This window comes from Chitinophaga pinensis DSM 2588 (assembly GCF_000024005.1).
In the GTDB taxonomy this organism is placed as follows: Bacteria; Bacteroidota; Bacteroidia; order Chitinophagales; family Chitinophagaceae; genus Chitinophaga; species Chitinophaga pinensis.
This window is the reverse complement of the sequence record NC_013132.1, coordinates 5,373,914-5,397,800: the sequence shown is the minus strand read 5'-3', so window position 1 is coordinate 5,397,800 and position 23,887 is coordinate 5,373,914. Positions and strand designations below refer to the sequence as shown.

The following is a 23,887-nucleotide window of genomic DNA, read 5'->3' as shown; positions in this document are numbered from 1 at the left end:
AATGGATAATCATATTAATTTGAACAACGACCTGCTGGAAGAGCTGGCTGAGACACGAAGACGCCTTGCTGAAGCAGAAGAGACCATTGAAGCCATCCGAACTGGTCAGGTGGATGCCCTGGTTGTACAACAGGGGGGTACGCATCAGCTGTACACCTTGCAAACGGCTGATCACGCTTATCGTATGTTCATAGAAAAAATGAATGAAGGAGCAGTGACGCTGAACAGAGATGGCGTCATTCTATACGCTAATTCGCGGTTTTCGGACATGCTGGCACTTCCATTAATGTATATTATCGGCCAGCCGTTGTCTACGTTTGTTGCTCCTCATTCCCGGTCAATTTATATGGATTTATATGAATCCTGCTGGAAGGAAGATACGAAGGGGGAAGTGGATCTGTTGCGTCATGCATCATTTGTTCCGACAAAATTGTCATTGAACCGGCTGGAACTCGCCAGCGAAATGTCCATGAATATTATCCTCACTGATCTTTCCGAGCAGAAAAATACGCAAAGGATACTTGAAGAAAACAACCGGCAACTGGAGCAACTGAACAGCACTCTTGAATCGAGCAATCACGATCTCCAGCAGTTTGCATCCGTCGCCTCTCATGATCTGCAGGAACCACTGCGTAAAATACAAATGTTTGGAAATTTCTTAAAAACCGCCGGCGTTTTGCAACCTGCCGGTAAAGAATATCAATACCTTGAAAAGATCTTGAAGTCAGCAGAACGTATGAAGACATTGATTATCGATGTGTTGAATTACTCAAGATTATCCATTAATACAGGTGAATTTCTTCCCGTTGCGCTTGATGAACTGGTACAGGAAATTCTGGAAGATTTTGAGTTGCTTATCAAAGAAAAGGATGCGCAAATCAGTGTTGCCAAACTGCCTGTACTTGATGTAAATAAAGGGCAGATCAGACAGATGTTTCAAAATCTCATATCCAATGCACTGAAATTTTCCAATCCGGGAATAAGGCCGGTTATAAAAATAGGAGGCTGTTTTCTTGCTGATAAAAATTTCGATAGTCCTGAAAGTCCGGAAGGAAGCTATTATATGGTCAGTGTAGAAGACAATGGAATAGGCTTTGAAGAAAAATATATACCGAATATATTTGCGCTTTTTGAACGACTGAACAGTAAAGAGGCTTTTGAGGGAACAGGCATTGGTCTTGCAATTGCAAAAAAAATAGTAGAGAAACACAACGGAGTTATTCATGTTAAAAGTAAAGTCCGGTGCGGAAGTAGATTTCAGATCATTATTCCAGTAACGCACAGTATCAGCTAATCTATATGTCAATTTTAAGAATATTACTAGCAGAAGATGATGATGACGACAGAGAAATGTTCTGCACTTTTCTGGCCGGACGCAATGATGTTGAGCTTTTCGCCTGTGTTGAAAACGGGCTTGAAGCGATAGACGCTCTGGCAGCGATAATATCATCAGATAAGCTGCCTGATATGATCCTGCTTGACCAGAATATGCCAAAGCAAAACGGACTGCAGACACTGAAAATATTGAAAGAAAACCCGGTATATGCAGCTATTCCTGTTTTTATCTATTCGACATACGCCGACGGCGCTTTACGGGAGCGTAGTTTACAGGCCGGCGCTATTTCAGTGTTTTCTAAGCCTTTTACGATGCAAGGATATAATGAAATGCTCGAAAGTATGCTGAGTGCCATGCACAGGTCTTCATTTGATAAAAATATTTTATAAATATTTTATGCATTACCATTTCTTTAACATTAGAAACGGTACCTTCATCTCATCACTTCACTAGACCACGCGTCATATTTCCATCTATCAAATAGCATATTTGAGATTTATTTCCAGCGTCCTACAAAATCTCTGATATGGTTATTGCAATCTTTTTCATTTCTATCTGGTATTTATCGTTGTTTTCGCAAACGTTTTTTCAGCACAGATATGCAGCACACGGTGCTTTTACAATGAATAAAGCCTGGGAACGGTTCTTTTTTATCGTCACTTATATTACACAAGGGTCGTCTTATATGAGTCCAAAGGCATATGGCATCATGCACAGGTTGCATCATGCGCATACAGATACCCCGCTTGATCCCCACTCGCCGTCGAATTCGTCCGATATCTTTTCAATGATGTGGAACACACGAAAAGTCTATCAGGATATTCTGCATGACAGAACAGTAGTAGAGGAACGATACCTCAAAAACCTTCCCTCCTGGGATGGATTTGATCGCTTTGCCAATGGTGGATTTTCAAGATTACTATGGGTCGTGCTATATATCCTGTTTTTTGTAGCATTCGCCACTAGTCCCTGGCAGTACCTGCTTTTGCCTATCGTCGTTTCAATGGGCGCTTTTCATGGTGCTATTGTGAATTGGTTCGCACATAAGTATGGATACATCAATTTCAAGTTAAAAAATACGTCTATGAACCTGCTTTTTGTGGATGTATTGATGTTGGGAGAATCCTATCACAATAATCACCATAAACATCCTTCTTCCGTAAACTTCGGTCGTCGCTGGTATGAGATTGACCCGGTGTATTATGTCATACGGACCTTATCATATTTCAAAATTATCAGACTTGTGAATACCTCAAAGATATCTCCGGCTGTTGCCCATTAGCAAAGGTTTTAATGGTATTACATAATAAACAGAAAGATCAGGGTATGTATCCTGATCTTTCTGTTTTGCCAAATCCCCAAACCGGGGAATTTTATTGCGCGCGACACAGATTCTGACTATTGAATACGGGGGCTGACAGCATGCGTTATATTATGCGCGCCATATTTATATTTTGCATGACAGCATTGACGCCTTCTTGCGTTCTAGCGCAGATTATATAACGATTCCCGCTTCAGTACCGGTATGCTATTTGAAGACCGTTTATTAGCCCCCATGCTTTTGTGCCAGGTTCACAGGTTTTGTGTCAAGGGTAGGACAAAATCATAAAACTATTCCCAAATTATATTTAAATACCCTCAAACATACACGATGGAAGATCAACCTAAGTTTCCGGATCTGACGGATGCTGAAAGACGAGCCCTTGAGGAGCTAATGCCTGACGAGATGAGTGAAATCATTACTTCGGGCATAAAGAGACGCCATTTCCTTAAATTAGTAACATACACCGGAACTGGCTTACTCGCAACGCATCTTCTCGGTATCGAGCAATTAATGGCCAGGAGCACCACCGGCGCTCCATTACCTCCCACCGTCATTGAAAATGGCGTCAACGTATCCTTTAAAGTAAATGGCAGTGCGCAGCAACTACTGGTAGATTCACGTATGACCCTACTTGATGCTTTACGTGAGCGTATGGAACTGACAGGTTCCAAGAAGGGCTGTGATCATGGACAGTGTGGGGCGTGCACGGTAATAGTTGATGGCAGACGCGTCTTGTCCTGCCTGACGCTTGCTGCCACCTGTGAAGAGAAGGAAGTAACAACTATTGAAGGTCTCGCTGACGGCGACAAACTGCATCCGATGCAGGCTGCATTTATCAAACATGACGGCTTTCAATGTGGTTATTGCACACCAGGCCAGATTTGTTCAGCAGTTGCCTTAATGAATGAAGCAAAGAACGGAGAAGCGAGTTATGTAACCAGTAACGTTCGGGAGTCCGGAAGGCCGATGGAACTGTCCGATGAGGAAATACGTGAGCGGATGTCGGGGAACATCTGCCGTTGCGGGGCTTATCCGAATATAGTGGATGCCATTCGTGAGGTGCACGGAGACAAGGCTGTTGCCCAGGTTTGGCAATTTGCTGATGGCACTATTTGATCATATCAAGCAATTGTTAATCATGAGACCATTCAAATATTCGAATGCCGCTGATCCGGCTACTGCCATTACGGCTATATCCACGAACGCCGATGCTAAGTTCTTAGGCGGTGGAACGAACCTGTTAGACCTGATGAAGGAGGATGTTATGCACCCTGCTGAACTGGTGAATGTTACCCGCTTAAAATACGATGGTATTGATAAGACGTCAAACGGCATCTCAATTGGCGCTACAGCGACGAATGCTTTTACTGCCAATCACGAAAGAGTCCGTAAGCATTATCCATTATTGACGATGGCGATTCTGGCAGGTGCAAGCGCGCAGATCAGAAATATGGCAACCAATGCAGGGAACCTTAATCAGCGTACCCGCTGTACCTACTTTTATGATGTAAATATGCCCTGCAATAAACGTACACCAGGCTCGGGTTGTGGTGCCCTGAAAGGCATCAATCGCAACCATGCTATTTTCGGGTGGTCGGAAAAATGTGTCGCGGTTTATCCGTCTGACATGGCGGTTGCCTTAGCGGCCCTTGATGCAGTCGTACATGTGGAGTCAGGAAACCAGCAAAAACGAACGATCGCATTTGCTGATTTTCATCGCCTACCCGGCGATACGCCCCAGATAGATAATAATCTGAAGCATGGAGAACTGATCACGGCTATTGAACTGCCGGAAAATGATCTTGCCGAACACGCTTATTATCTTAAGATTCGCGAAAGATCGTCGTATGCTTTTGCACTGGTGTCTGTTGCGGCGGCAATGTCGCTTGATGGCAATAAGATCAGAGATGTCCGTATTGCCCTGGGAGGTGTTGCGCATAAGCCGTGGCGGGCAACTGTAGCAGAGAAATTATTAAGGGGTAAGGAAGCTACTGCCGCCAACTTTAAGGTGGCCGCAACTGCAGAATTAAAAAATGCCAGGCCATTGGAACATAACAAATATAAAGTAAAAATGGCAGGTGATGCTATTGTACGTGCGCTTTCCAATGCCATGAACGGCGTAGGTTATGGCATGAATGCAGGGTTGGACACAGGTGTTTGATGAAGAATTGCAGCATACTGAAATTGATTTTCAACAAGATTAACTTTTTAACTCATGAGCGAAACCGGAAAACCGATCAGCCGTATAGATGGCCGCCTAAAGGTCACTGGTAAGGCAACGTATGCAGCTGAGTTCAATCAGCCTAACATGGCGTATGCGTTTCCTGTACGCGCGACGATCGCAAAAGGACTCATTGCATCCATTGATGATGCCGCCGCAAAGAAAGAACCCGGCGTGCTCAGTGTGATCAGCTATAAAAACGCCCTCAGGTTAAAACCTATGGATATGCAGGCGCAGATGAAAGCCGGCGCCGCATTCGTGGGAGAAAACCTGCTGCCCTTACAGGAAAATAAAGTACATTACCTCGGACAGTTTATCGCCGTTGTAGTAGCGGAGACTTACGAACAGGCGCGTACGGCTGCTTATAAATTAAAAATACGCTATACGGAGGAAAAAGCAGCTACAGACCTGAAGACTGAACTCCCCAACGCTAAAAAGCCTAAAATGTTCATGGGCGAAGAAGCGCAGGTAAACGAGGGGAAAACAGCTGCTCCACTTGCCGCTTCAGCGCACCAGGTTAATCATAGTTATTCCACACCCACCGAACATCATCATCCCATGGAACCACATGCTACGATAGCTGTATGGGATGGTAGCAAAAAGCTCACCTTATATGATGCAACACAGGGCGTAGGCATAACCAGTGCTATTGCCGCCTATTTCCTGGGATTGCAACCAGAGAATGTGCGCGTAGTCGCACCATATGTAGGAGGTGGGTTCGGTAGTAAAGGCCTATGGCTGCATACGCTGTTAGTGGCCATTGCTGCGAAAGCAGTGTCCCGCCCGGTGAAACTGGCGCTTACCAGGCAGATGATGCAGACGAATGTCGGACACCGTGCCGCTACTATCCAGCGTGTAGCACTGGGGACCGACACAGCAGGGAAATTGAGTGCACTCCGTCATCATACGGATTCTTATAACAACCTCACCAATTTTTTTGAACCCAGCGGGAAACAGTCACTCGTGCTCTATCAGGCGCCTATACGTGAAGTTACCTATAATGTAACTACATTGAATCGGGGCACGCCGACGTTCATGCGCGCACCCGGAGAGACACCGGGGACATTTGCGCTCGAATCGGCGATGGATGAGATGGCGTACGAACTCAAGATGGACCCTGTGGAATTCAGGATCGCTAATCATACTGCTAAAGATCCGATGAAAGGACATGATTTCTCCAGTGACTTTCTGGTGGACTGTTACCGCATCGGTGCAGAAAGATTCGGCTGGTCGGCGCGGAGTATGGAGCCGGGACGACAAAGAAAAGGGAAATATCTCATAGGTTATGGCATGGCTACCGCTACTTACCCGGGCGGCCGTAGTGCTGCATCTGTGAAGGTGACACTCACTGCAAACGGGGATGTGACAGTGCAAACCGCATCAATCGATATCGGAACAGGAACATATACGGTACTGGCACAAACGGTAGCCGACGCCCTGGGGGTTCCGGTAGACAGGATCGACGTGAAAATTGGTGATTCCAGTCTTCCGGCTGCACCGCTGGCAGGTGGTTCCCAAACGACCGCCAGCATCCATCCGGCTGCTATGGAAGCCTGTGTACTATTAAGGAAAGAACTGGCCGCGTTAGCCATTGCAGATCCTTCTTCAAAGCTAAACGGTCGTCGACTGGAAGAGATCAGTTATACCAACGGCAAACTGGTTATTACAGGTGACGAAAAGAAGAGTGACGATTATGCAGACATTATGAAACGGGCTAAGCGCACTGAAATAGAAGTCTGTGCGACTACACAGCCGGTGTCTGGTCCGGGTATGACAGTACCCAGCGCATTGTGTACACCAAGAGAGACTCCTCCTGAACAGAACAGCGATATCAAACAATATGCTTTTCATTCCTTTGGCGCCCAGTTTGCCGAAGTATGGGTAGATCAGGATTTTGGTACTATCCGTGTGAAGCGCTTTACCAGCGTACAGGATGTGGGACGTATCATGAATGAAAAAACGGCGCGTTCACAGATTATCGGGGGCGTGATCTTCGGCATTGGAGCAGCCCTCATGGAGTCAACAGAATACGATAAACGCTGGGGAAATCCGGTAACGCGTACGCTGGCGGATTACCACGTACCCGTAAACCTGGATGTACCACCGATCGATGTACATTTTATTGGTAAACCCGATCCGCATATATCACCTATAGGCGCCAGGGGTATCGGAGAAATCGGTATTACCGGCGTATCAGCCGCCATTGCCAATGCCGTATTCAATGCTACCGGAAAAAGATTACGGGATCTGCCACTGACGCCGGATAAATTACTGTGAAGCGAGTTGTTAGTGTCGAATCACTATATTGAAAGAGAAGAAGCCGGCCATTAATCTGAGCCGGCTTCTTCTCTTTATGTGCGCTAATGCTTAATAAATTTCTTTACAATAGTTTTACCGCTTTTAATAACCCGAATAGTATATAAACCCGGTTTAAGTGCAGATACATCAATATTGCTACCTGACATAACGGTATTGATGACGATATGCCCCGCTATATCTGATACCGCTACTTTTGCGCCAATCAGTTCCCTGGAAGAGAAATAAAGCGTTTCAGCAGCAGGATTCGGATAAATTGTGAAATCCTTATTGTCTGCCACTGTTATCTTTGGTGCAGCTGTCCTGGCAGCTTCGGATTGTACCAGCCGCCATTGACCACATGTTTGATTATTATTACCCCATTGACGGACATTCGCACCATTAGACGAACTGGCGTCTGCTACTTCTGCAATCCTGCCACTATGTTTGGCAATAAATTTATAATATCCATCGGTAGTTGGAACCAGTACGAACTGCTGGTTAAAACCGCCCACATAATCCCATTGCAGTATATTAGCTCCTTCGGCTTTATTAATGCCGTCAACATCTAAAGATTTACCACTGGCAATTACCTTGATATTGTAGGCGCCATCCCCCAGGTGTATCAGCTGAAACTGTTGATTGGTACCGCCTACATATTCCCATTGCTGAATATTACCGCCATTTGCCTGTACCTGTTCAGCTGCCAGGTCCATATATTTGCCACTATTCCGGTTCTGAATAAACCAGGTACCTGCTAAATTGGTAGCTCCGGTAGTGCGGATGCGCAGCGAGGAAACTTTGTCATTTAAGCCATCAGCTACCAGACAAGCGACGTTTCCCCTGTATGTTTTTGAGGTACCGGTAAAGTTGTGGTCATCGTAGACAGTCACTTCAAATCCTTCGGCCACGGTGAGGCTCGACAGGATGTCGTTGTCTATACCTAAAGACTGGAGTCTGCTCAGATCGTAATCGCCCACTTCCAGGCCATTGGCAAAGCCTTTATAGTCACAGTCATTGTAGAAATTGGCTACTTCCTGCTGGTTTTTGGTGCGTATACCAAAGATGGTATTGACCCTGTTAGCGAGTTCTTTCAGGTTAATATTGTTGTCGTTATATACCCAGTAAAATCCTCCTTTGGAGTTACAGTTATTTTTAGCGCGGGTCATCTTGTCAGCGACCGTGTTGCCATTCTCATAATTGAGGTCTCCCGTATGCAGCTGAATATTATTGATATTCCAGTCACATGGATTGTTGCCGGCGCCACCTTCATACCACTGCAGGTAAATCCTGTCGACAGCACCACTGCGCTGGTTATTGACATTGGTAGCTACGCTTTGCCAGTAAGGCTTGTTACGATAAGGGGCAAGCGTCGTTTTATAGCCAATGTCAGCCAGCATCACGTGGAAGGCGCTGGCGGAATTAACATCATATGCCTCTTCATCATCATTGTTGATCGCATCAATAGAGGGAATGGCTGTTTTCAATGCTTTAAAATTCCGGTAAAGGATACTGCTTGCTCCCGTACCCTGGCTGCTGACCAGATTTTTAATATTTGTATAAGAGTGACTTCCCCAGCCACCTACACATGTTTCTACCCGGGTGATAGAAGTAACGCCAGTTTTAAGCGCAGTTACATCGGCAATATAGTTTGGATTGGTAGATCCGAAAACGTAGGTGCCGTTTGAGCAGATGGTTTGTCCATCTGTAGTTAAGTCTCCGTTGGGCTGAACAGTAACGTCGAATAGGATGACGTATGTAAATCCGGAGGCTTTTAAATCGGTGATCGTATGATTTCTTTCTCTGCGGAAATGCCCGCCGACATAAATGCCCGATTGAGCAAAAACTCCGTCGCTCACAGATAGCAGGATAAGCAACAAAAGTGCACATAGTGGTTTAAAGTTAATTTTCATAACATTCGTGGTTACTAAGGGTTTAAAATTGATTACATAGCTAAAAGAATTGATTTTGATAGCTAATACGATGTATGGAGCGGGTAGGGTATGTATACGCCAAAAATAATATAAAATACCGCAAATTGTGCTATCATTACCTGATTTTATTTATTGACGGTCCGCCCTGACTTTCATCTCTTTGCACCAGCTAAATTGTATTGACATGAGAATCGTAACCTTGGAAGAACATGTTTCATTTCCGGAAATGACCGCGCTTCTGCCGGAGGAAATATTAAAAAACAGGAAGCAATCAGGCGCAGCACTGCAAATGCAGGAAAAGCTGGCAGACATCACAGGTGAACGGCTAACTTCGATGAAAGCAGCCGGTATATCCATGCAGGTACTTTCGGTAGAAAACACAGACGTCTATCTGTTGCCTGATAGTTTAGCACCAGCATTTGCGGCAAAGTATAATGATTTGCTGGCGGATAAAATAAGCAGTCATTCCGATGCTTTTGCCGCATTTGCCATGCTTCCCATGACAGTGCCGGAAGCTGCCGCGGATGAACTGGAACGCGCGGTAAAAACACATGGCTTTTGCGGCGCCATGATTAAAGGACTTATAAACGGAGTATTCCTGGATGCACCCAAATTTGCGCCCGTTTTTGCATGTGCAGAGAAATTAGGTGTGCCGCTGTATATTCATCCCGGCATTCCACCTAAGGAAGTGATCGATGCCTATTACAGCAATGTAGGAGATACAAAAGGCCCCAATGAAGCCATTGCCTGTTATGGATGGGGATGGCATTCGGAAACAGCCATACATATCCTTCGCCTGTTAGCTGCCGGCATTTTTGACAAATATCCACAACTAAACATCATCATCGGCCATATGGGTGAAATGCTGCCTATGATGTGGGAGCGGTCAAACAGGGTATTCCAGCCAGGTAATAATGGTAAGAATCAGCGGACGCTGATAGAAACGTTCCGCAAGCAACTGTATATTACGACCAGCGGCATATTTACCCAACCGCCACTACAAATAGCCATCGACACCATCGGTATCGATAATATCTTGTTTTCTATAGATTATCCTTTCAGCAGTAATCAGATGGGGATAGACTTTTTAACTAAGGCCGCACTTCCCGCAGAACAGCTGGCTAAAATGGCGCATGGAAACGCAGATCGCATATTGAAATTTTAATGTGTAAAACCGGGAAAGGCTACTTTTGTACTATGAAGCATGTGCCGGTACATAAATTACAGGACAGAAGCAGCCTTGGGTTCCAGCTGAAACCATTCTCCCCGGAAACGGCTGAGCACAGGCAATCCGTCGATACTGGCGCACATCGGGATGATCATTATATATTCTTCATCGTGACCGAAGGGGCAGGGACCACTATTGTAGATTTTGAGGAAAAAACGGTTGGTCCTCATCAGCTCTATTATATCCTGCCAGAACAAATACACTATCGCATTCAATCACATCAGGCAAAAGGATGGTTTATAGCGGCAGACCCTGCTTTGGTTCCTCCTGCATGCAGGGATATTATTGAAAGCTGGTCGGGTTTCCAGGATCCGCTTACATTATCAGTGGATGAAATAGCGGATTATGACGGGTTGCTGCATGTACTCCATCGTCGGACATCCAGACAACAGGCGCATGGCCGTATAGCAGTGTTACACGCGTTATTAAGGTCTTTCTTTGAGATGGTGGCAGGTACAATTCGTATGTATTCAAAAGTGGAAACAGATAATTCCAGACCGGCCATATTATCGATGGACTTTAAGAAATTGTTGAAGGAAAATATAGTCGCCTATAAAAGTCCGGCTGACTATGCGGATATGTTACACGTCTCAGCGCCTTATCTCAACGAAGCCGTAAAGAAAATAACGGGATCCACCGTATCATTCTGGATCAGATTTACCCTCCTCACCGAAGCCAAACGACTATTGTATTTTACCAATCTGAGTGTAAAACAGATAGCCGCTGATCTTGGCTTTGAAAACCATTCTTATTTTTCCCGCCTTTTCTATAAGGAAACCGGTATGACGGCACTTACTTTTCGTAAGAAATTCAAAGGCGATAATAAAACGGAAGGGGAGATGACCATTTTCTGATTACACAGGCTCCTTTCTGCTTGCCGGGCGTCAAAGAACGTTATATTGGTGAAGATGGCGTAACTTTGATTTTTACAAATGAAGGTTATGGAAAGGGTGTCACTAAACGAACTTGATAAACGCTTTGCCAGCGGCTCCTCCCTGGAACTGAATGCGCTGTTGCCAACAGGTATTCAGGACGAGATTGGTCATTTTAACGTATTTAATCTGTTAAACATCAGACAGGGCGCCCAGGATAAACCCAGTGAACCCTACCAATGCCGGACTTTCTACAAAATCAGTCTTTTACAGGGGCATTCACAGATCGGATATCCGGATGGTATTATACAGCTTTCACAGCCTACACTGGTTTTTACGACACCTAAAATGCCTGTTACATGGTTTCCGGAGGAACGGCAGTCAGGGATGTTTTGCGTATTTACACCAGAGTTTTTTCACCCGGCGAGAAGTGGCGTAGTAGTGGACGAACTGCCTATTTATAAATCACCGGAACATCCTGTATTTCAACTACAGAAAGGGGATATCAAAAAAGTAAAAGACATCTTTGAGAAGATGCAGACCATGATCGCGTCTACTTATGCCTATAAATATGACCTGCTAAGGGTCTACGCCCTGGAGCTTATTCACCTGGGGCAACAATTACAGTCAACAGTAATGCTTCATCCGAATCACAGCCATTTTGCACGGACCACTTCCCTGTTCATTGAGCTGCTGGAAAGGCAATTTCCATTGGAAAACCCCCACCAGCGGATTAAACTGCGTACGGCTAAAGACTACGCGGACATGCTCTCTATACATGTCAACCATTTGAATAAAATATTAAAGGAAACCACTGGTCTGACGACATCTGCGCTGATAGGCGGAAGAATCCTGAAGGAAGCACAGATTCTCCTGCGGCAGACAAACTGGACGATAGCTGAAATTGCAGATAGTTTGGGGTTTTCGGACTTTGCGCATTTTGCCAAGTTCTTTAAGAGTGAAACTTCCATACCTCCCGGTACTTATCGCTCCCAGGCGAAAAGTTTGAATTATACATAAAATGGATTGCGCCTGCCATTGTATGCAATTGTCATTTATAGGAGTTTTGTACTGTTTTAAATCAAAATAGTACAACAATGAGCGATTCAAAAATTGCATTGGTCACAGGCGGTAGCCGGGGCATTGGTCAGAATATTGCATTAAGCCTGGCACAGAAAGGTAACGATGTCATCATAACATATCTCAGTAACAAGGCAAGTGCAGATGAAACAGTAGCCGCTATTCAGGCACTTGGGCGTAAGGCGGCCGCCTTACCACTTAACACATCAGATATTAAAGGTTTCGATGCTTTCACAGACCAGCTAAGCAAAACATTAAATACCACATTTGGAAAGCCCCGGCTGGATTTTCTGATCAATAATGCGGGTACCAGTTTGCAGTCACCGATTACTGCTGCTACGGAAAGCCAGTTTGACGAGATGATGAATATTCATCTGAAGGGTGTTTATTTCCTCACACAAAAGATGTTACCATTGTTACAGGATGGCGGAAGGATCGTCAATATCTCTTCTGCAGTATCAAGGATCTCTTATCCGGGTGTGTCAATTTATGGGATCATGAAGGGCGGAATGGACGTATACACACGTTACCTGGCGGCAGAACTGGGTACAAGAGGTATATCTGCTAATGTGGTAGCACCGGGAGCGATCTTTGGTGGTGGGGCCATGGAAGACAATCCTGATATCCGCAGGTTTGTAGAAGGTATAACAGCCCTGGGCCGTGTTGGTTTACCTGATGATGTTGGCGGTGTGGTAGCCTTTCTCTGTAGCGATGATGCAAAATGGGTGAATGGTCAGCGTATTGAAGTAACCGGTGGTGTCGGATTGTAACTACCTTGTTTGCTTGTAAGAAAGCCTTTGCCTACACAAAGGCTTTCTTTATTACTTTATAACACTATATTATATTGCCGTAGGTCTTCAATAAGTCCCGGTCCTGCAGGATGCCAATGTAGTCGCTGGCGGGTCTGTTCACTGGATGCGGACATATCAAAGTCCAGGAACATGGCTAAAGGTCCAAAATGGCTTTGCGCTTCTTCCACAGATAGACTGACAAGGGGGATATTTAGCCTTTCTGCTATAGTTGCTGCTATCTCCTTTAGGGTAATGCCTTCTTCGGAGACGGCATGGTATGTGCGTGGTTCGTTTTTCTCCAGCACCAGTCGGTAAAGTGCAGCAACATCTAATAAATGAGCGGCCGCCCAACGATTCGCCCCTTCGCCAACATAGGCAGAAATACCTTTAGCACGTGCGATCTGTAGTAAACTACTGACAATGCCAAATTTTTGGGTGTTGTGTACCTGTGGAAGTCTTACAACAGATACATGTACGCCCTGATCTGCAACATGTGTGGCAGCTGTCTCCGTTGCATAACGGGGATTACGTTGATTAGGATCAAAGTGATTTTCTATCGCCGGCTGACCAGGGATAGCAATCCCCATTGCAGCAACTGAAGTAATCAATAAGGGTCTGTCAGAACCTACCAGGAACCTACCCAGGTGATTGATCGCAGCGCTTTCCTGTCGGCTGGCTGCTTCTATTCTGTCAAAGCCATGCATGTATGCACAATGAATAACGCCGTCTGATTTTTCTATACCATGCTGAAGACTTTGGGGGTCATTAATATTCCCACGATGTACGTCAACACCAGCGGCATTGAGTAGTGCCGCTCCTTCCTCAGAATGTGTTAAGCCAATTACCTGGTGACCTGCCTTTAAAAATTCAGCTGAGATGGCCCCGCCTATAAATCCGGAAGCTCCTGTTATGAATACGCGCATAAGTCCTTCAATTTTTAAGAACAAAACTGAAGGATTATACCTTACAAGAATACGCCATTTGGCGTGAAATTCAGGATTGTGGTAATTGTGCGTGGCGGATACGATCAAGCGTCCTGAGTGACACACCCAGGTATGCTGCAATCATTTTCAATGGTAAACGTTGCAATAGCGCCGGATAATTTTTGACAAAGTCCAGGTATTTCTCTTCGGGAGTGGCGCTTAACGTCGTTACAAGACGTTGGCTGCTGTTGTATATATTATCGGCAGTCAGTTGGGTAGTGAATTCGTTCAATGCCGGTATCTCCTTATTCAGTCTTTCAAAATCCGCTTTTGACCAGGAAAGGATATGACTGGCTTCAACAGCACTGATGCTGGTATGAGCTGCTATCTGAAGGTCATAACTTTCCTTATCAAGCGTCCAGGAATTTTCCGGCGAAAACTTAATGATATGTTCAGTGCCATCACTGCCCGTACTGAAGCTGCGTAGTAGTCCGCTTATGACAAAATATTTATGCCGGCAGATATCCCCTTCATGAAAGAGAAATTCATGTTTTCGAAGTTTCCGGGACACGGCAAAGGAAATAATAGTGTCAATCTCTTCTTCCTTGAGCCTGGTGTTTACCTGCAGATAGTTGTTGAAGGCGTTCATCATTACGTTAATTATTTTCCATCAGCTGATCATAAATATACAATATTTACATTGCAGGTGATAGATTCAGCCCTGGCAGTATAAGGCATCATCTGCCTATTGATTGCTTTCAAGACTGGCTAACATCTTCTTTAAACTTTGCAGATGAAGGTCCGGATAGTCAGAGTATTTATAAATAATGTTTCCTTTCGTATCAATAAGTATGACTTCCGGATAACCATGTATCTGGTAAAGCAGCCGGATGTCTTCGTCATTGACAACGTGTTTCCAGTTCATCTGCTTTTCTTTAATAAATTCCCGGACTTTCTCCAGTGGTGAGCGGGAGGCAAGTGATATTATTTCCAGGTGCTCTTCGGGACATTGCTGTCTTATTTCTCTCAAGGTAGGAATCTCTTCTATACATGGTCCGCACCAGGTACCCCAGAACACAAGCAATACATGCTTTTTACTATACACCTCTTCCAGTACGATCTTGTTGTTGTCGATGTCTTTCGTTGTAAACGAAATTGCCTTTTTCTTTCCTTCTAAGATAGCTCTATCCTGCAGGTACCTTTTAACACCGGCGCCTTCCTCACTGTCCCTGAAGTTTGCGGGAAAAACGGTGTTAAACCGCTCTAACAGCAAATCCGGTGGCAGGAGACTGCTGGTATACCTTTCGAAGGTTATAAATGAACTATAGTCATTGGGATGATCGCTAATGTATTCCAGCTTTTTATAGTCAATAGCCAGTAGGGCTTCCCGAAATCGCTTATAGCCAAGGCTATCTGCCGGTGTCCAATTGGCAGCTACTGAATCATATACCTGCTGGTAATGCTTTCTGGCTTCCTGCGTATGTGCGTTCGCTACCCGGAATTCCTCTTTAGGATCCTTTGCGTTGGTGAGCGTATAACTACAAAAAGGATCAGCTGCATTCATATGCTCAGGGAATGTCACGGTCGCTGGCTTTTCTGTGACGAATATTGTCATAGCAGGCCAGGAGTTGCCGGAAGGCAGCTCGGCACGAATGTGTGCATATAAAGTATTGTAGCTATGGGAAATGGTTGCTTTGTTCTTCTCGTAAACAGGTGTTATACTTATGTCCGATCTTTCTTTATAGTCATAATAGGAGAAAGATAGATTCTTTATTATGGTACTATCCGGAACGATAAAAGATACCTTGAATTTTTTCTGGGCAAATATAAAACCAGGACAAATAAGGATCATGAGAAAACAAACGATAGATTTCATAGTAATTGTATATGGGGCTCAAGATAGAATGATTGAACTAAATAGTCAAAGTATCAGGTGTTAAAAGTTTTATAAAGACGTTTATAGTTTAATTGGGTAGGGCATAGCCATTATACGATACCAACCGGATCATATAATGGCCGTCTCGTGTAAAATCAGCCTGTTTGAATATTATTATATCTGACGATTCAATATCGCGTCAGTTAAAAGATTGTCTGAAATCTAAAGGACTCTGATTGGTTTTGCTTTTGAATAACTTATTAAATGATTGTGGATGTTCAAAACCTAGTTGATAGGCGATTTCGCTGACAGACAGTTCAGTAGTGGAGAGCTTTTCTTTCGCCTTCTCGATCAGCTTTTCATGAATTAACTGCTGTGTTGTTTGTCCGGTGAGCTGTTTGAGCATACTACTGAGGTATTTGGACGAGAGGTTTAGCTTTTTAGCCATGTATTGTACACTGGGCAGTCCTTTTGACAGCAGCTCTTCGTTGCTGAAATAGGCGCTTAATACGTCCTCCAATTGGGCTAGTAACTTATGGCTGGTGATTTTCCGGGTGATGAACTGACGTTGATAAAAACGTTCGGCATAGTTCAGCAGTGTTTCCAGATTAGCGATGATGATGTCCTGGCTGAAATTGTCGATATTGGAATGGTACTCGTTGCTGATGTTTTTTATGATGCCATTGATAACGGATTCCTCTTTATCAGAAAGAAACAAGGCTTCGTTGGTAGCATACCCGAAGTATTCATATTTCTTTATTTTCTTCGCAAGCGATGTGTTCCATAGGAAATCCGGGTGTATAAACAGCATCCAGCCTTCGAGATCGGAAGGGACACCGTTTTCTTCACCACGCAATATTTGTCCAGGCGACATAAAAGCCATTAAGCCTTCGTCAAAATCGTATTTCTGTTGACCGTAGAAGAGATTGTTACAGCCTCTTTTCATGGATATGACATACAGGTCGAATATAACAGTATTAATATCCGGATCGCTCTTTAAACCTTTCAGGTCAACAATGGTTATAAGCGGATGATGTGGCTTCGGAAGCTGCATCAGCCGGTGTATTTCCGTTACAGATTCAATCCGGTATGGTTTTGCATGTGCCATACTGCAAGTTAGTTTAATTTTTAAACGGATATTTCAAGGCGATCATAATCAGAGGCATGGCTAAAAAAGGGATTTCTATCAGCACCATTTTGTAATTCCCTGCCCGGGCCGCCAATGCCATTATCAGCACAATGACTACTGCATTCAGCAGATTACCCAGGAAGAATGTTTTAGGGATGAGCACCAACGCGCCAATCACGATACTCAATACACTCAGCAAGGGAACGCTTGCTTCGCTGATGCCCAGGCTTGCGATCATTTTAAGCGTTTCAGGGTTGTTTTTGTAGCGGAGGGTGTCCCAGGCATGTTTGAAGCTCAACGATGCAGAGACAATCAATAATAGCAGTGAAATGATACTTCTTACCATAGCTGTTGTTGTTTAAGGATTAATGTATGATATAAGGCTATTGGACGCGTTTCCAACGGAAGGTTTTACCCATCATCGGGATGCCTTTGTAACCGCGTGTTTCAAGCTCGTTGATACTTTTAAGTGCACCTTTCAGACTGTATGTATTCCCATCCTGGACACTGTATAATTTACCGTCCACGTATTCACCGTTCTTGTACATCAGCTCCGTGATATGTGTAATGCCTTGTCTGGATCGGCTTCTTAGTTGCTCGTTCGGATTTTTGGTGTCTTTCTTAGGCGTTTTTCCATCTGCTTCAAATAGATCCTTTGCCCATAAGAGCTTAGCAGCGTAGCTGTTGCCCGACTTGAAAATTTCTATTTTATATTCGTCGCATTGCCATATACCAAGGATTTGGTCCGGTGATAATTTCTGGGCAAATGATGCCATTGATAACAGCAGCATAAGCGCTGCAAAGCATATTCTTTTCATATCTGAAGGTTTATTGATGATTGTTAAGCTGTTTGAATTTTTCAAATTCCCGGTGTCCGAATTTCATCAGCTGATTGGGCATTAGTTTACTCAGCGTTTTGATTACTTTAACCAATATTGGTTTGATTTCCGGCGTATCCTTTAGGAGTCCTTTGATCGCGACATTTACCATTTTGCCTACATCCATCATCATACCTGGGTTAGGTTGCAGTACCCAGTCGTTTTGAAGATTCGTACTTACACCCGGAGGGATCAATTCAATCACTTTTACATTGGTTTTACCAAGCTGAAGGCGTAAGGCCATCGTATAAGCATGGACTGCTGCTTTAGAAGCACTATAAACAGGCGCTACCGAATAGGGCATAAAAGCAATCGCAGAGGAGACGTTGACGATCGCAGCAGCAGGCTTTTTAAGCAGATGTGGTAAAAACCGGTGTACCATGTGGATTGTTCCCCTAAGATTGATATCAATTTCCCGGGTGATGTCTTCCAGACGTTTCCCGGTATCCTGTAGGTCGATCAGTCGCATTTCTCCGGCGTTATTGATAATCATGTTCAAAGCAGGAAACTCCCGGATGACGTCTTTATATAGCAGTTCAATGTCTGTTACCTTGCTCACATCGCTTTGGAAAGTATGAATGGCTGGAAAGCGCTTTTTTGTTGCATACAAGGTATCCGGATTACGGCCTGTAATAATGATCGTTGTTCCTATTTTGCTCAGCTGTTTTACAAGTTCTAATCCGATCCCGCTTGTTCCGCCGGTAATAAGGACGCTACTGTTTTTTAGATCCATGTTTTGCTATTTTGTTATTGCAAAGGTCAGCTGTTACAAGGAGCAGGGTGTATCCAAAAGTCACGGTTTTGTAGTAGAAAGGAAGATGTTTGCCAGGGGGCCATACCTATGAATGACCGATTTGACTACAAGATTTACCATTTTCGCTACGTCCTTTCCTTTGAGGTAGTGCAATTTTGCCATAAAATACAGACGAATGAAAAAGACAATATTTGTTACGGGCGCTTCGACAGGCATAGGCAGAGCTACAGTTATATACTTCGCAGAAAAGGGCTGGCAGGTAGTAGCGACAATGCGCAGACCGGAAAATGAAAAAGAACTGCATTTACTGGACAACGTAACTATTTTACCACTGGATGTTACTGACACCCTGCAGATAAAAGAGACGGTAGAGAAAACGCTGGCACTTGGACCTGTAGATGTGGTATTTAATAATGCAGGTTATACGCTGTTAGGGGCATTAGAAGCGATTACAGATGAGCAACTGGTACAGCAGATGGAGACTAATTTCTTTGGGGTGGTAAGAGTTACCCAGGCGTTTATTCCTTATTTCAGGGAGCGGAAAGCAGGTCTTTTCATCACTACAACGTCTAGTGCAGGTCTTGCGGGCTTCCCGGTAAGTTCGATGTACGATGCCAGTAAGTGGGCGCTGGAGGGCTGGAGCGAAAGTCTGTCTTACGAATTGAATGCATTTGGGATTGGTATCAAGAATATAGAACCAGGGCTCGTTGCTACGGATAATGGCAAAAGTGCTGTGATTGCATCTCATCCGGCCTATGAAACCCTGTTAAATAAATTTCTGGCCGCGATCAGCACAGGTACCAATGTCTCAACTGCTGACGACATTGCTGCTGTGGTGTACGAAGCCGCTACTGACGGAAAGAACAATCTTCGCTATGTATGCGGTGAAGACGCGAAGGCACTGTATGCACATAGGCTTGCCGTAGGTGACGAAGGTTTCAGAGATTACGTGCATCAGTTAATGGTACAGGGATAATTCATATTTTAATATTAAATTGCCAGTAAATATGGGAATACTTACTGGCAATAACTTTTTAGAAAATGAGAGGAGAACAAAAGAACAAGCCGCGTGTATTTAATACCATTACGGAGATCCAACGGGCATTCGGATTACCAAAACCCCTGAACCCATTGATCAGCATACTGAATTACAGTAAAGTGCAGATCACTGATGAGATGCTGAGGCCATCTTTCGTGATGAATTTTTATAATATTACCTATAATGAGTCTGTCGGTTGTAGAGCGAAATACGGTCAGACTACCTACGATTTTGATGAAGGAGGCATGATCTTCACCTCTCCCGGACAGCCACTTAACATCATAAATACGCCCTTTTCGGATGCGGGTTTTACCTTGCTGATCCATCCGGACTTTCTGCGAAACTATCCATTGGATGCTAAGATTAAAAACTATGCTTTTTTTTCCTATTCGGTGAATGAGGCCCTGCACTTATCAGATAAAGAAAGCCTGATCATCAGTGCCATCGCTAAAAATCTGGAAGATGAGCTGGAAACAGCGATCGACGACCACAGTCAGGACGTATTGATCTCACAGATCGAGTTATTGCTGAATTATAGCCAGCGTTTCTATAAACGGCAGTTCACCACCCGGAGGTCCATTAATAACCAGGTACTGGAAAAGCTGGAGGAGATATTGGATAATTATTTTAATAACCAAACCGCTTTGATGGAGGGTTTACCTTCCGTACAGTCGCTGGCCGATCAGCTGGAAGTATCACCCAGATATCTGGGCGACCTGCTAAGGTCACTTACAGGGCACAATACACAGCAGCATATACACCTGAAGCTGATTGAAAAAGCAAAAGAGATATTGATGATAAGCGATCTTACAGTAAGCGAGATCGCCTATCAGTTGGGTTTTGAACATCCGCAGTCATTTAGTAAATTCTTTAAGTCGAAGACAAACATGTCCCCGCTGGAGTTCAGGGAGCATTTTAATTAGCAGGGAAATTCTTCCCGCTTTATAGCGAATGGCTCGCGAAAATGCATTCGTAATTATACTTAAAATGAGATGGAGGAAATCGAAGCTTGTTTCCAATTCCAATCACCACTTGAGGCTTTAGTTAACCTAATAAACGATTCAGTAAATAGTGTTATAGGCAGCACTAGACGCTGCATGGCAATTAGTAAGACTCGTGAAGCCGCAGTAAAGAAGCCCTGAGCCCAACTCTTCCTGCAAAAGCATTGATTTCACACACAAATTAATAGCCAAAATCACTACTGATGCATGAAAAATGCGCAATTATCAAAGGAATAAATCCTGTAGTGATCACGGAGTACCTCTTATGCATATTCACCAGATGGTGTGAATTATACATTATTCATAAAAGTCGGCAACGAGTTCAGAGTATGGCTTGGGTTCTAATCAGCGAATTGAAAAATAGTTTTTTTCTATTCTGAAACGTTCATTATAAATAAAGTTAAGTAAGTTTTTAATTATCATTAAACAGTAAAATGGAAAACAAAAAGCACGAAAGTCTGGAATTAGATGGCAAAATTGCCTTGGTTACCGGTGGTACGAAAGGCATCGGGAAGGCAATCGCAGACAGGTTGACGGCCGCAGGAGCAAAAGTCATAGTCACTGCCCGCAATGCGCCCGCGGAAATGAAAGCAGAACAGTACTTTATAGCGGCGGATTTTTCAACCTCTGAAGCTGTAAATACCTTAGGAGCAGAAGTTCTTGAAAAATTCGGAACTGTTGATATACTGGTTAATAATGCGGGCGGGAACGGTAATCCTAGGGGTGGTTTTAGCATGCTGACGGACGAACATTGGGAACATACTTTTCAACTTAATGTAATGTCAGCAGTACGTTTAGACCGCATATTGCTTCCAGCTATGATCAAACAAAATAATGGGGTGATTATCCACGTGTCTTCGGGAGTCGGACAAATGCCGTTCTGGGAGTTTACTATGCCTTATGCCGCATCTAAAGCGGCACTTAATAATTATAGCAAATCACTTTCCTCAGAGGTGGCTGGTAAAGGTGTTCGGGTTCTTGCGATATCTCCTGGTGTAGTTAAAACTAGTGGTATGGATGCATTTTTGCAAAACCTTGCAGAAACTATGAAGATATCATCTGAAGAGGCCAATCAATTGTTAATGAATACAATTGGTGGAGTACCTATTGGCAGACTTGCCGCACCTGAGGAAGTTGCTGAACTAGTTGGTTTTTTGGTCTCTCCACGCGCATCATACTTAACAGGTGCAAACTATCTTGTTGATGGAGGTGCAATTCCTTTGGCTTAATCAGTTTTATCAATATGCTCCGGGAAAGTCACTATCAAAAGTGACCGCTTATGTTAACTGGTAAAAGAAGATGAATAATTATTTTCACTTATCATAGATGAACGAAAAGGCCGGCATTTCCGACCTTTTCGTTTTAGTACCATTCTGCAGGAATGATACCCGCTGATAAGCAGTATGCCTACCTTAGAGCAGCTGCTCCTGTATCGCCTGATATACCGTTCTGACGCTAGGCTGGAAGCCCAGACTACGCGCAAGAGAAGTATCTGCATAGAGATACCAGGGATTTTGAAGCGGCTCAGCAGACGACTCCATAGTGGTACCCACAAGTTGCAATAACTCATAGACCGACATAGACGATTCATCTGCAATATTTACGATACGCCCGTCAAAAGTGCCAGCAAGGGCCATATCTATAGCAGTAGCAATGTCACGATGATGGATTACACTCATTCTCTGGGCAGGATGCCATTTAGCCGGAATTATATGCTTGGGTAACATTTCCAGGTGTCCGTCTCCGTCGCCATATACAAAAGGAAAGCGTAGGACGGACCAGTTCAACCCACTTTCGCGCAGTTCTTTCTCTGCTGCAACCTTACTGGCAGGGTATGCATGTTCAGGAGCCACCATGTCGTCTTCACGTCCCGGATGAGGATTATTGATATTGTAAACATGGGCTGTACTTGCCAGCATAAAGCGTGCATCGGGAGCGTGGATCTTTGCCGCAGCAATGAGGTTACGTGTACCTTGAAGGTTGCTTTGCCAGATCAGATCTGTGTCCTGTGTACGGAATACTGCTGCAAGGTGGATGATTGCCGACACATCTTTTACTGCCTGTGTGAGTGAAGCTGCATCCAATAAGTCTCCTGTTACGTGGATAGCCCCGGCCGGCACATCTTTCCCCTTGCGCACCAATACGCGACAATTCCAACCTGCTGCTATCAACCGTGGTACAAGACGGGCTCCTACAAGACCCGTTGCACCCGTTACTAATACATTTCCTGTTTGTCTGTTCATATCTATGGATTTATTCTATGAACAAAGCTCTTAATATAGCAGGAGGAAGGGCTGGACGAAAACCGACAACTTCAGGACAAATCCTGAAAAAAACCGGCAACCGTTTTACCGGTTACTTTTTTAAACAAACGGGAGAAATAATCAGGGTCATTGAACCCAAGTTCGAAAGCCAATTCTTTTACAGAAGACAGTTCCCCATGATACATACGGCGTCTGGCTTCCAGTATCAGGCGGTTTGTGATGAATTCTTTAGGGGAGAGGCCGGAGTATTGTTTAACAATCTGGTATAAGCTATCAGTGCTTACCATCAATTCCTCCGCAATCTCCCGGATACTCGGGTGATTGATCAGGTTGTCCTCAACAAACATCTTGAAGGCGATAAATTTAGCCAGCCTGTCATCTGCGGGCTTCTTATCATTGGTGAAATAGGCAATATTGATTTCCGTTAGTAAACTATTGAGATGGGCCAGAATAAGCTCAGGATCGGTATCTATGGTACGTAGTAAATTTTGCAGTATTTCAAAAATAGCTTGTAGTCTGATAGCTGCGTCGGGCGCGAAACTGATCTTTTGCTGGTTGAGAGGATTGAGCAGGAAGCGATATTGCCTGGGTAAACGGGACAGGCATTCTTCATAAAAGCCCAGTTTATAGTAATCCTTACCATGTGCAGCCACGGGAAATTGCTGAACCTGGTGTGGCAGAAAGAAAAGCAACTCATGTTTGCTGATATCAAACTTTTCCAGATCCGCACTGCGCCTGCTTTGGCCATCCAGGATAAAGAGAAAGAAGTAATAAGGTAAACGTTGCGTAATGCCATATTTTTCTACGTCAGCCTGTGGCAAATGGCCAAAACCCGGAGAGACAAGGCGAATCGGCAACTGGCTGTTCTGGCTGAAATGCTCCCGTAAAGAATCGATATTGCGCATGCCCTACAACTGATTAACTGTAAAGCTAAGGTACATG

The 23,887-nt window shown here is 44.3% G+C and carries 23 protein-coding genes; 13 read left to right on the top strand and 10 right to left on the bottom strand.

Going from position 1 to position 23,887, the window contains the following annotated elements:
* Window position 1: 1 nt before the first annotated feature.
* The 6 genes from CPIN_RS21525 (at window position 2) to CPIN_RS21500 (ending at window position 7,158) form a co-directional block, all read left to right on the top strand.
* Complete coding sequence (locus CPIN_RS21525) at window positions 2-1,294, top strand: sensor histidine kinase (protein ID WP_012791954.1); 1,293 nt, start codon at window positions 2-4, stop codon at window positions 1,292-1,294.
* Window positions 1,295-1,299: 5 nt separating this feature from the next.
* Window positions 1,300-1,725 carry a response regulator gene (locus CPIN_RS21520; protein ID WP_012791953.1) on the top strand — a complete coding sequence of 142 codons (426 nt, stop codon included), beginning with the start codon at window positions 1,300-1,302 and terminating at the stop codon, window positions 1,723-1,725.
* Between the two features lie 137 nt (window positions 1,726-1,862).
* A complete protein-coding gene (locus CPIN_RS21515) occupies window positions 1,863-2,618 on the top strand; it encodes an acyl-CoA desaturase (protein ID WP_012791952.1) in 756 nt (251 codons plus the stop codon).
* A gap of 552 nt (window positions 2,619-3,170) precedes the next feature.
* A complete protein-coding gene (locus CPIN_RS21510; RefSeq protein ID WP_222838141.1) occupies window positions 3,171-3,776 on the top strand; it encodes a 2Fe-2S iron-sulfur cluster-binding protein in 606 nt (201 codons plus the stop codon).
* 22 nt (window positions 3,777-3,798) lie between these two features.
* Window positions 3,799-4,821, top strand: coding sequence for an FAD binding domain-containing protein (locus CPIN_RS21505; protein WP_012791950.1), 1,023 nt, complete (start codon window positions 3,799-3,801; stop codon window positions 4,819-4,821).
* 54 nt (window positions 4,822-4,875) lie between these two features.
* Window positions 4,876-7,158 (top strand): xanthine dehydrogenase family protein molybdopterin-binding subunit, encoded by a 2,283-nt coding sequence (locus CPIN_RS21500; protein ID WP_012791949.1) that lies wholly within the window; start codon window positions 4,876-4,878, stop codon window positions 7,156-7,158.
* A gap of 83 nt (window positions 7,159-7,241) precedes the next feature.
* Here CPIN_RS21500 and CPIN_RS36880 read toward each other — a convergent pair whose 3' ends face one another.
* Window positions 7,242-9,089, bottom strand: a complete 1,848-nt coding sequence (locus CPIN_RS36880; RefSeq protein WP_012791948.1) for an RICIN domain-containing protein — start codon at window positions 9,087-9,089, stop codon at window positions 7,242-7,244.
* A 205-nt stretch (window positions 9,090-9,294) separates the two neighbouring features.
* Here CPIN_RS36880 and CPIN_RS21490 point away from each other — a divergent pair, with 205 nt between their 5' ends.
* The 4 genes from CPIN_RS21490 (at window position 9,295) to CPIN_RS21475 (ending at window position 13,060) form a co-directional block, all read left to right on the top strand.
* On the top strand, window positions 9,295-10,275 hold the full coding sequence (locus tag CPIN_RS21490; RefSeq protein ID WP_012791947.1) for an amidohydrolase family protein: 981 nt from the start codon (window positions 9,295-9,297) through the stop codon (window positions 10,273-10,275).
* Window positions 10,276-10,307: 32 nt separating this feature from the next.
* A complete protein-coding gene (locus CPIN_RS36875; protein WP_187294674.1) occupies window positions 10,308-11,192 on the top strand; it encodes a helix-turn-helix domain-containing protein in 885 nt (294 codons plus the stop codon).
* An 87-nt stretch (window positions 11,193-11,279) separates the two neighbouring features.
* A complete protein-coding gene (locus tag CPIN_RS21480; RefSeq protein ID WP_044222118.1) occupies window positions 11,280-12,230 on the top strand; it encodes a helix-turn-helix domain-containing protein in 951 nt (316 codons plus the stop codon).
* Window positions 12,231-12,307: 77 nt separating this feature from the next.
* On the top strand, window positions 12,308-13,060 hold the full coding sequence (locus CPIN_RS21475) for an SDR family NAD(P)-dependent oxidoreductase (protein ID WP_012791944.1): 753 nt from the start codon (window positions 12,308-12,310) through the stop codon (window positions 13,058-13,060).
* A 56-nt stretch (window positions 13,061-13,116) separates the two neighbouring features.
* Here CPIN_RS21475 and CPIN_RS21470 read toward each other — a convergent pair whose 3' ends face one another.
* The 7 genes from CPIN_RS21470 to CPIN_RS21440 form a co-directional block, all read right to left on the bottom strand.
* Window positions 13,117-14,004: an SDR family oxidoreductase gene (locus CPIN_RS21470; protein WP_012791943.1), complete on the bottom strand. Its 888-nt coding sequence runs from the start codon at window positions 14,002-14,004 to the stop codon at window positions 13,117-13,119.
* 70 nt (window positions 14,005-14,074) lie between these two features.
* Window positions 14,075-14,656, bottom strand: a complete 582-nt coding sequence (locus CPIN_RS21465; protein WP_044219361.1) for a Crp/Fnr family transcriptional regulator — start codon at window positions 14,654-14,656, stop codon at window positions 14,075-14,077.
* Window positions 14,657-14,749: 93 nt separating this feature from the next.
* Window positions 14,750-15,880 (bottom strand): TlpA family protein disulfide reductase, encoded by a 1,131-nt coding sequence (locus tag CPIN_RS21460; protein WP_012791941.1) that lies wholly within the window; start codon window positions 15,878-15,880, stop codon window positions 14,750-14,752.
* Between the two features lie 199 nt (window positions 15,881-16,079).
* The gene (locus CPIN_RS21455; RefSeq protein WP_012791940.1) at window positions 16,080-16,988 is read right to left on the bottom strand and encodes a helix-turn-helix domain-containing protein; all 909 of its coding nucleotides are present in this window, start codon (window positions 16,986-16,988) and stop codon (window positions 16,080-16,082) included.
* A 13-nt stretch (window positions 16,989-17,001) separates the two neighbouring features.
* Window positions 17,002-17,355, bottom strand: a complete 354-nt coding sequence (locus CPIN_RS21450) for a hypothetical protein (protein WP_012791939.1) — start codon at window positions 17,353-17,355, stop codon at window positions 17,002-17,004.
* A 37-nt stretch (window positions 17,356-17,392) separates the two neighbouring features.
* Window positions 17,393-17,827 carry a DUF2147 domain-containing protein gene (locus CPIN_RS21445; RefSeq protein WP_012791938.1) on the bottom strand — a complete coding sequence of 145 codons (435 nt, stop codon included), beginning with the start codon at window positions 17,825-17,827 and terminating at the stop codon, window positions 17,393-17,395.
* 10 nt (window positions 17,828-17,837) lie between these two features.
* Window positions 17,838-18,620, bottom strand: coding sequence for an SDR family oxidoreductase (locus CPIN_RS21440; protein ID WP_012791937.1), 783 nt, complete (start codon window positions 18,618-18,620; stop codon window positions 17,838-17,840).
* A gap of 196 nt (window positions 18,621-18,816) precedes the next feature.
* On the opposite strand from CPIN_RS21440, the gene CPIN_RS21435 reads away from it, so the two are divergent.
* The 3 genes from CPIN_RS21435 (at window position 18,817) to CPIN_RS21425 (ending at window position 21,910) form a co-directional block, all read left to right on the top strand.
* A complete protein-coding gene (locus CPIN_RS21435) occupies window positions 18,817-19,617 on the top strand; it encodes an SDR family oxidoreductase (protein WP_012791936.1) in 801 nt (266 codons plus the stop codon).
* Window positions 19,618-19,682: 65 nt separating this feature from the next.
* On the top strand, window positions 19,683-20,603 hold the full coding sequence (locus CPIN_RS21430) for a helix-turn-helix domain-containing protein (RefSeq protein ID WP_012791935.1): 921 nt from the start codon (window positions 19,683-19,685) through the stop codon (window positions 20,601-20,603).
* A gap of 512 nt (window positions 20,604-21,115) precedes the next feature.
* Entirely contained in the window at window positions 21,116-21,910 is a 795-nt protein-coding gene (locus tag CPIN_RS21425; RefSeq protein ID WP_012791934.1) for an SDR family oxidoreductase, read from the top strand.
* A 183-nt stretch (window positions 21,911-22,093) separates the two neighbouring features.
* Here the strand turns inward: CPIN_RS21425 and CPIN_RS21420 are convergent, their stop codons facing one another.
* Window positions 22,094-22,924: an NAD-dependent epimerase/dehydratase family protein gene (locus CPIN_RS21420; protein ID WP_012791933.1), complete on the bottom strand. Its 831-nt coding sequence runs from the start codon at window positions 22,922-22,924 to the stop codon at window positions 22,094-22,096.
* A gap of 71 nt (window positions 22,925-22,995) precedes the next feature.
* Window positions 22,996-23,850, bottom strand: coding sequence for a helix-turn-helix domain-containing protein (locus tag CPIN_RS21415; RefSeq protein ID WP_012791932.1), 855 nt, complete (start codon window positions 23,848-23,850; stop codon window positions 22,996-22,998).
* Between the last annotated feature and the right edge of the window lie 37 nt (window positions 23,851-23,887).

Bases quoted from the DNA above. Each gene is read 5' to 3' on its own strand.
- CPIN_RS21425 (WP_012791934.1), top strand. From the start codon at position 21,116: ATGGAAAACAAAAAGCACGAAAGTCTGGAATTAGATGGCAAAATTGCC.
- CPIN_RS21470 (WP_012791943.1), bottom strand. From the start codon at position 14,004: ATGCGCGTATTCATAACAGGAGCTTCCGGATTTATAGGCGGGGCCATC.
- CPIN_RS21455 (WP_012791940.1), bottom strand. From the start codon at position 16,988: ATGGCACATGCAAAACCATACCGGATTGAATCTGTAACGGAAATACAC.
- CPIN_RS21505 (WP_012791950.1), top strand. From the start codon at position 3,799: ATGAGACCATTCAAATATTCGAATGCCGCTGATCCGGCTACTGCCATT.
- CPIN_RS21465 (WP_044219361.1), bottom strand. From the start codon at position 14,656: ATGATGAACGCCTTCAACAACTATCTGCAGGTAAACACCAGGCTCAAG.
- CPIN_RS36875 (WP_187294674.1), top strand. From the start codon at position 10,308: ATGAAGCATGTGCCGGTACATAAATTACAGGACAGAAGCAGCCTTGGG.
- CPIN_RS21500 (WP_012791949.1), top strand. From the start codon at position 4,876: ATGAGCGAAACCGGAAAACCGATCAGCCGTATAGATGGCCGCCTAAAG.
- CPIN_RS21510 (WP_222838141.1), top strand. From the start codon at position 3,171: ATGGCCAGGAGCACCACCGGCGCTCCATTACCTCCCACCGTCATTGAA.
- CPIN_RS21515 (WP_012791952.1), top strand. From the start codon at position 1,863: ATGGTTATTGCAATCTTTTTCATTTCTATCTGGTATTTATCGTTGTTT.
- CPIN_RS21415 (WP_012791932.1), bottom strand. From the start codon at position 23,850: ATGCGCAATATCGATTCTTTACGGGAGCATTTCAGCCAGAACAGCCAG.
- CPIN_RS21440 (WP_012791937.1), bottom strand. From the start codon at position 18,620: ATGGATCTAAAAAACAGTAGCGTCCTTATTACCGGCGGAACAAGCGGG.
- CPIN_RS21435 (WP_012791936.1), top strand. From the start codon at position 18,817: ATGAAAAAGACAATATTTGTTACGGGCGCTTCGACAGGCATAGGCAGA.
- CPIN_RS21490 (WP_012791947.1), top strand. From the start codon at position 9,295: ATGAGAATCGTAACCTTGGAAGAACATGTTTCATTTCCGGAAATGACC.
- CPIN_RS21520 (WP_012791953.1), top strand. From the start codon at position 1,300: ATGTCAATTTTAAGAATATTACTAGCAGAAGATGATGATGACGACAGA.
- CPIN_RS21460 (WP_012791941.1), bottom strand. From the start codon at position 15,880: ATGAAATCTATCGTTTGTTTTCTCATGATCCTTATTTGTCCTGGTTTT.
- CPIN_RS21420 (WP_012791933.1), bottom strand. From the start codon at position 22,924: ATGAACAGACAAACAGGAAATGTATTAGTAACGGGTGCAACGGGTCTT.
- CPIN_RS21445 (WP_012791938.1), bottom strand. From the start codon at position 17,827: ATGAAAAGAATATGCTTTGCAGCGCTTATGCTGCTGTTATCAATGGCA.
- CPIN_RS36880 (WP_012791948.1), bottom strand. From the start codon at position 9,089: ATGAAAATTAACTTTAAACCACTATGTGCACTTTTGTTGCTTATCCTG.
- CPIN_RS21480 (WP_044222118.1), top strand. From the start codon at position 11,280: ATGGAAAGGGTGTCACTAAACGAACTTGATAAACGCTTTGCCAGCGGC.
- CPIN_RS21450 (WP_012791939.1), bottom strand. From the start codon at position 17,355: ATGGTAAGAAGTATCATTTCACTGCTATTATTGATTGTCTCTGCATCG.
- CPIN_RS21430 (WP_012791935.1), top strand. From the start codon at position 19,683: ATGAGAGGAGAACAAAAGAACAAGCCGCGTGTATTTAATACCATTACG.
- CPIN_RS21475 (WP_012791944.1), top strand. From the start codon at position 12,308: ATGAGCGATTCAAAAATTGCATTGGTCACAGGCGGTAGCCGGGGCATT.
- CPIN_RS21525 (WP_012791954.1), top strand. From the start codon at position 2: ATGGATAATCATATTAATTTGAACAACGACCTGCTGGAAGAGCTGGCT.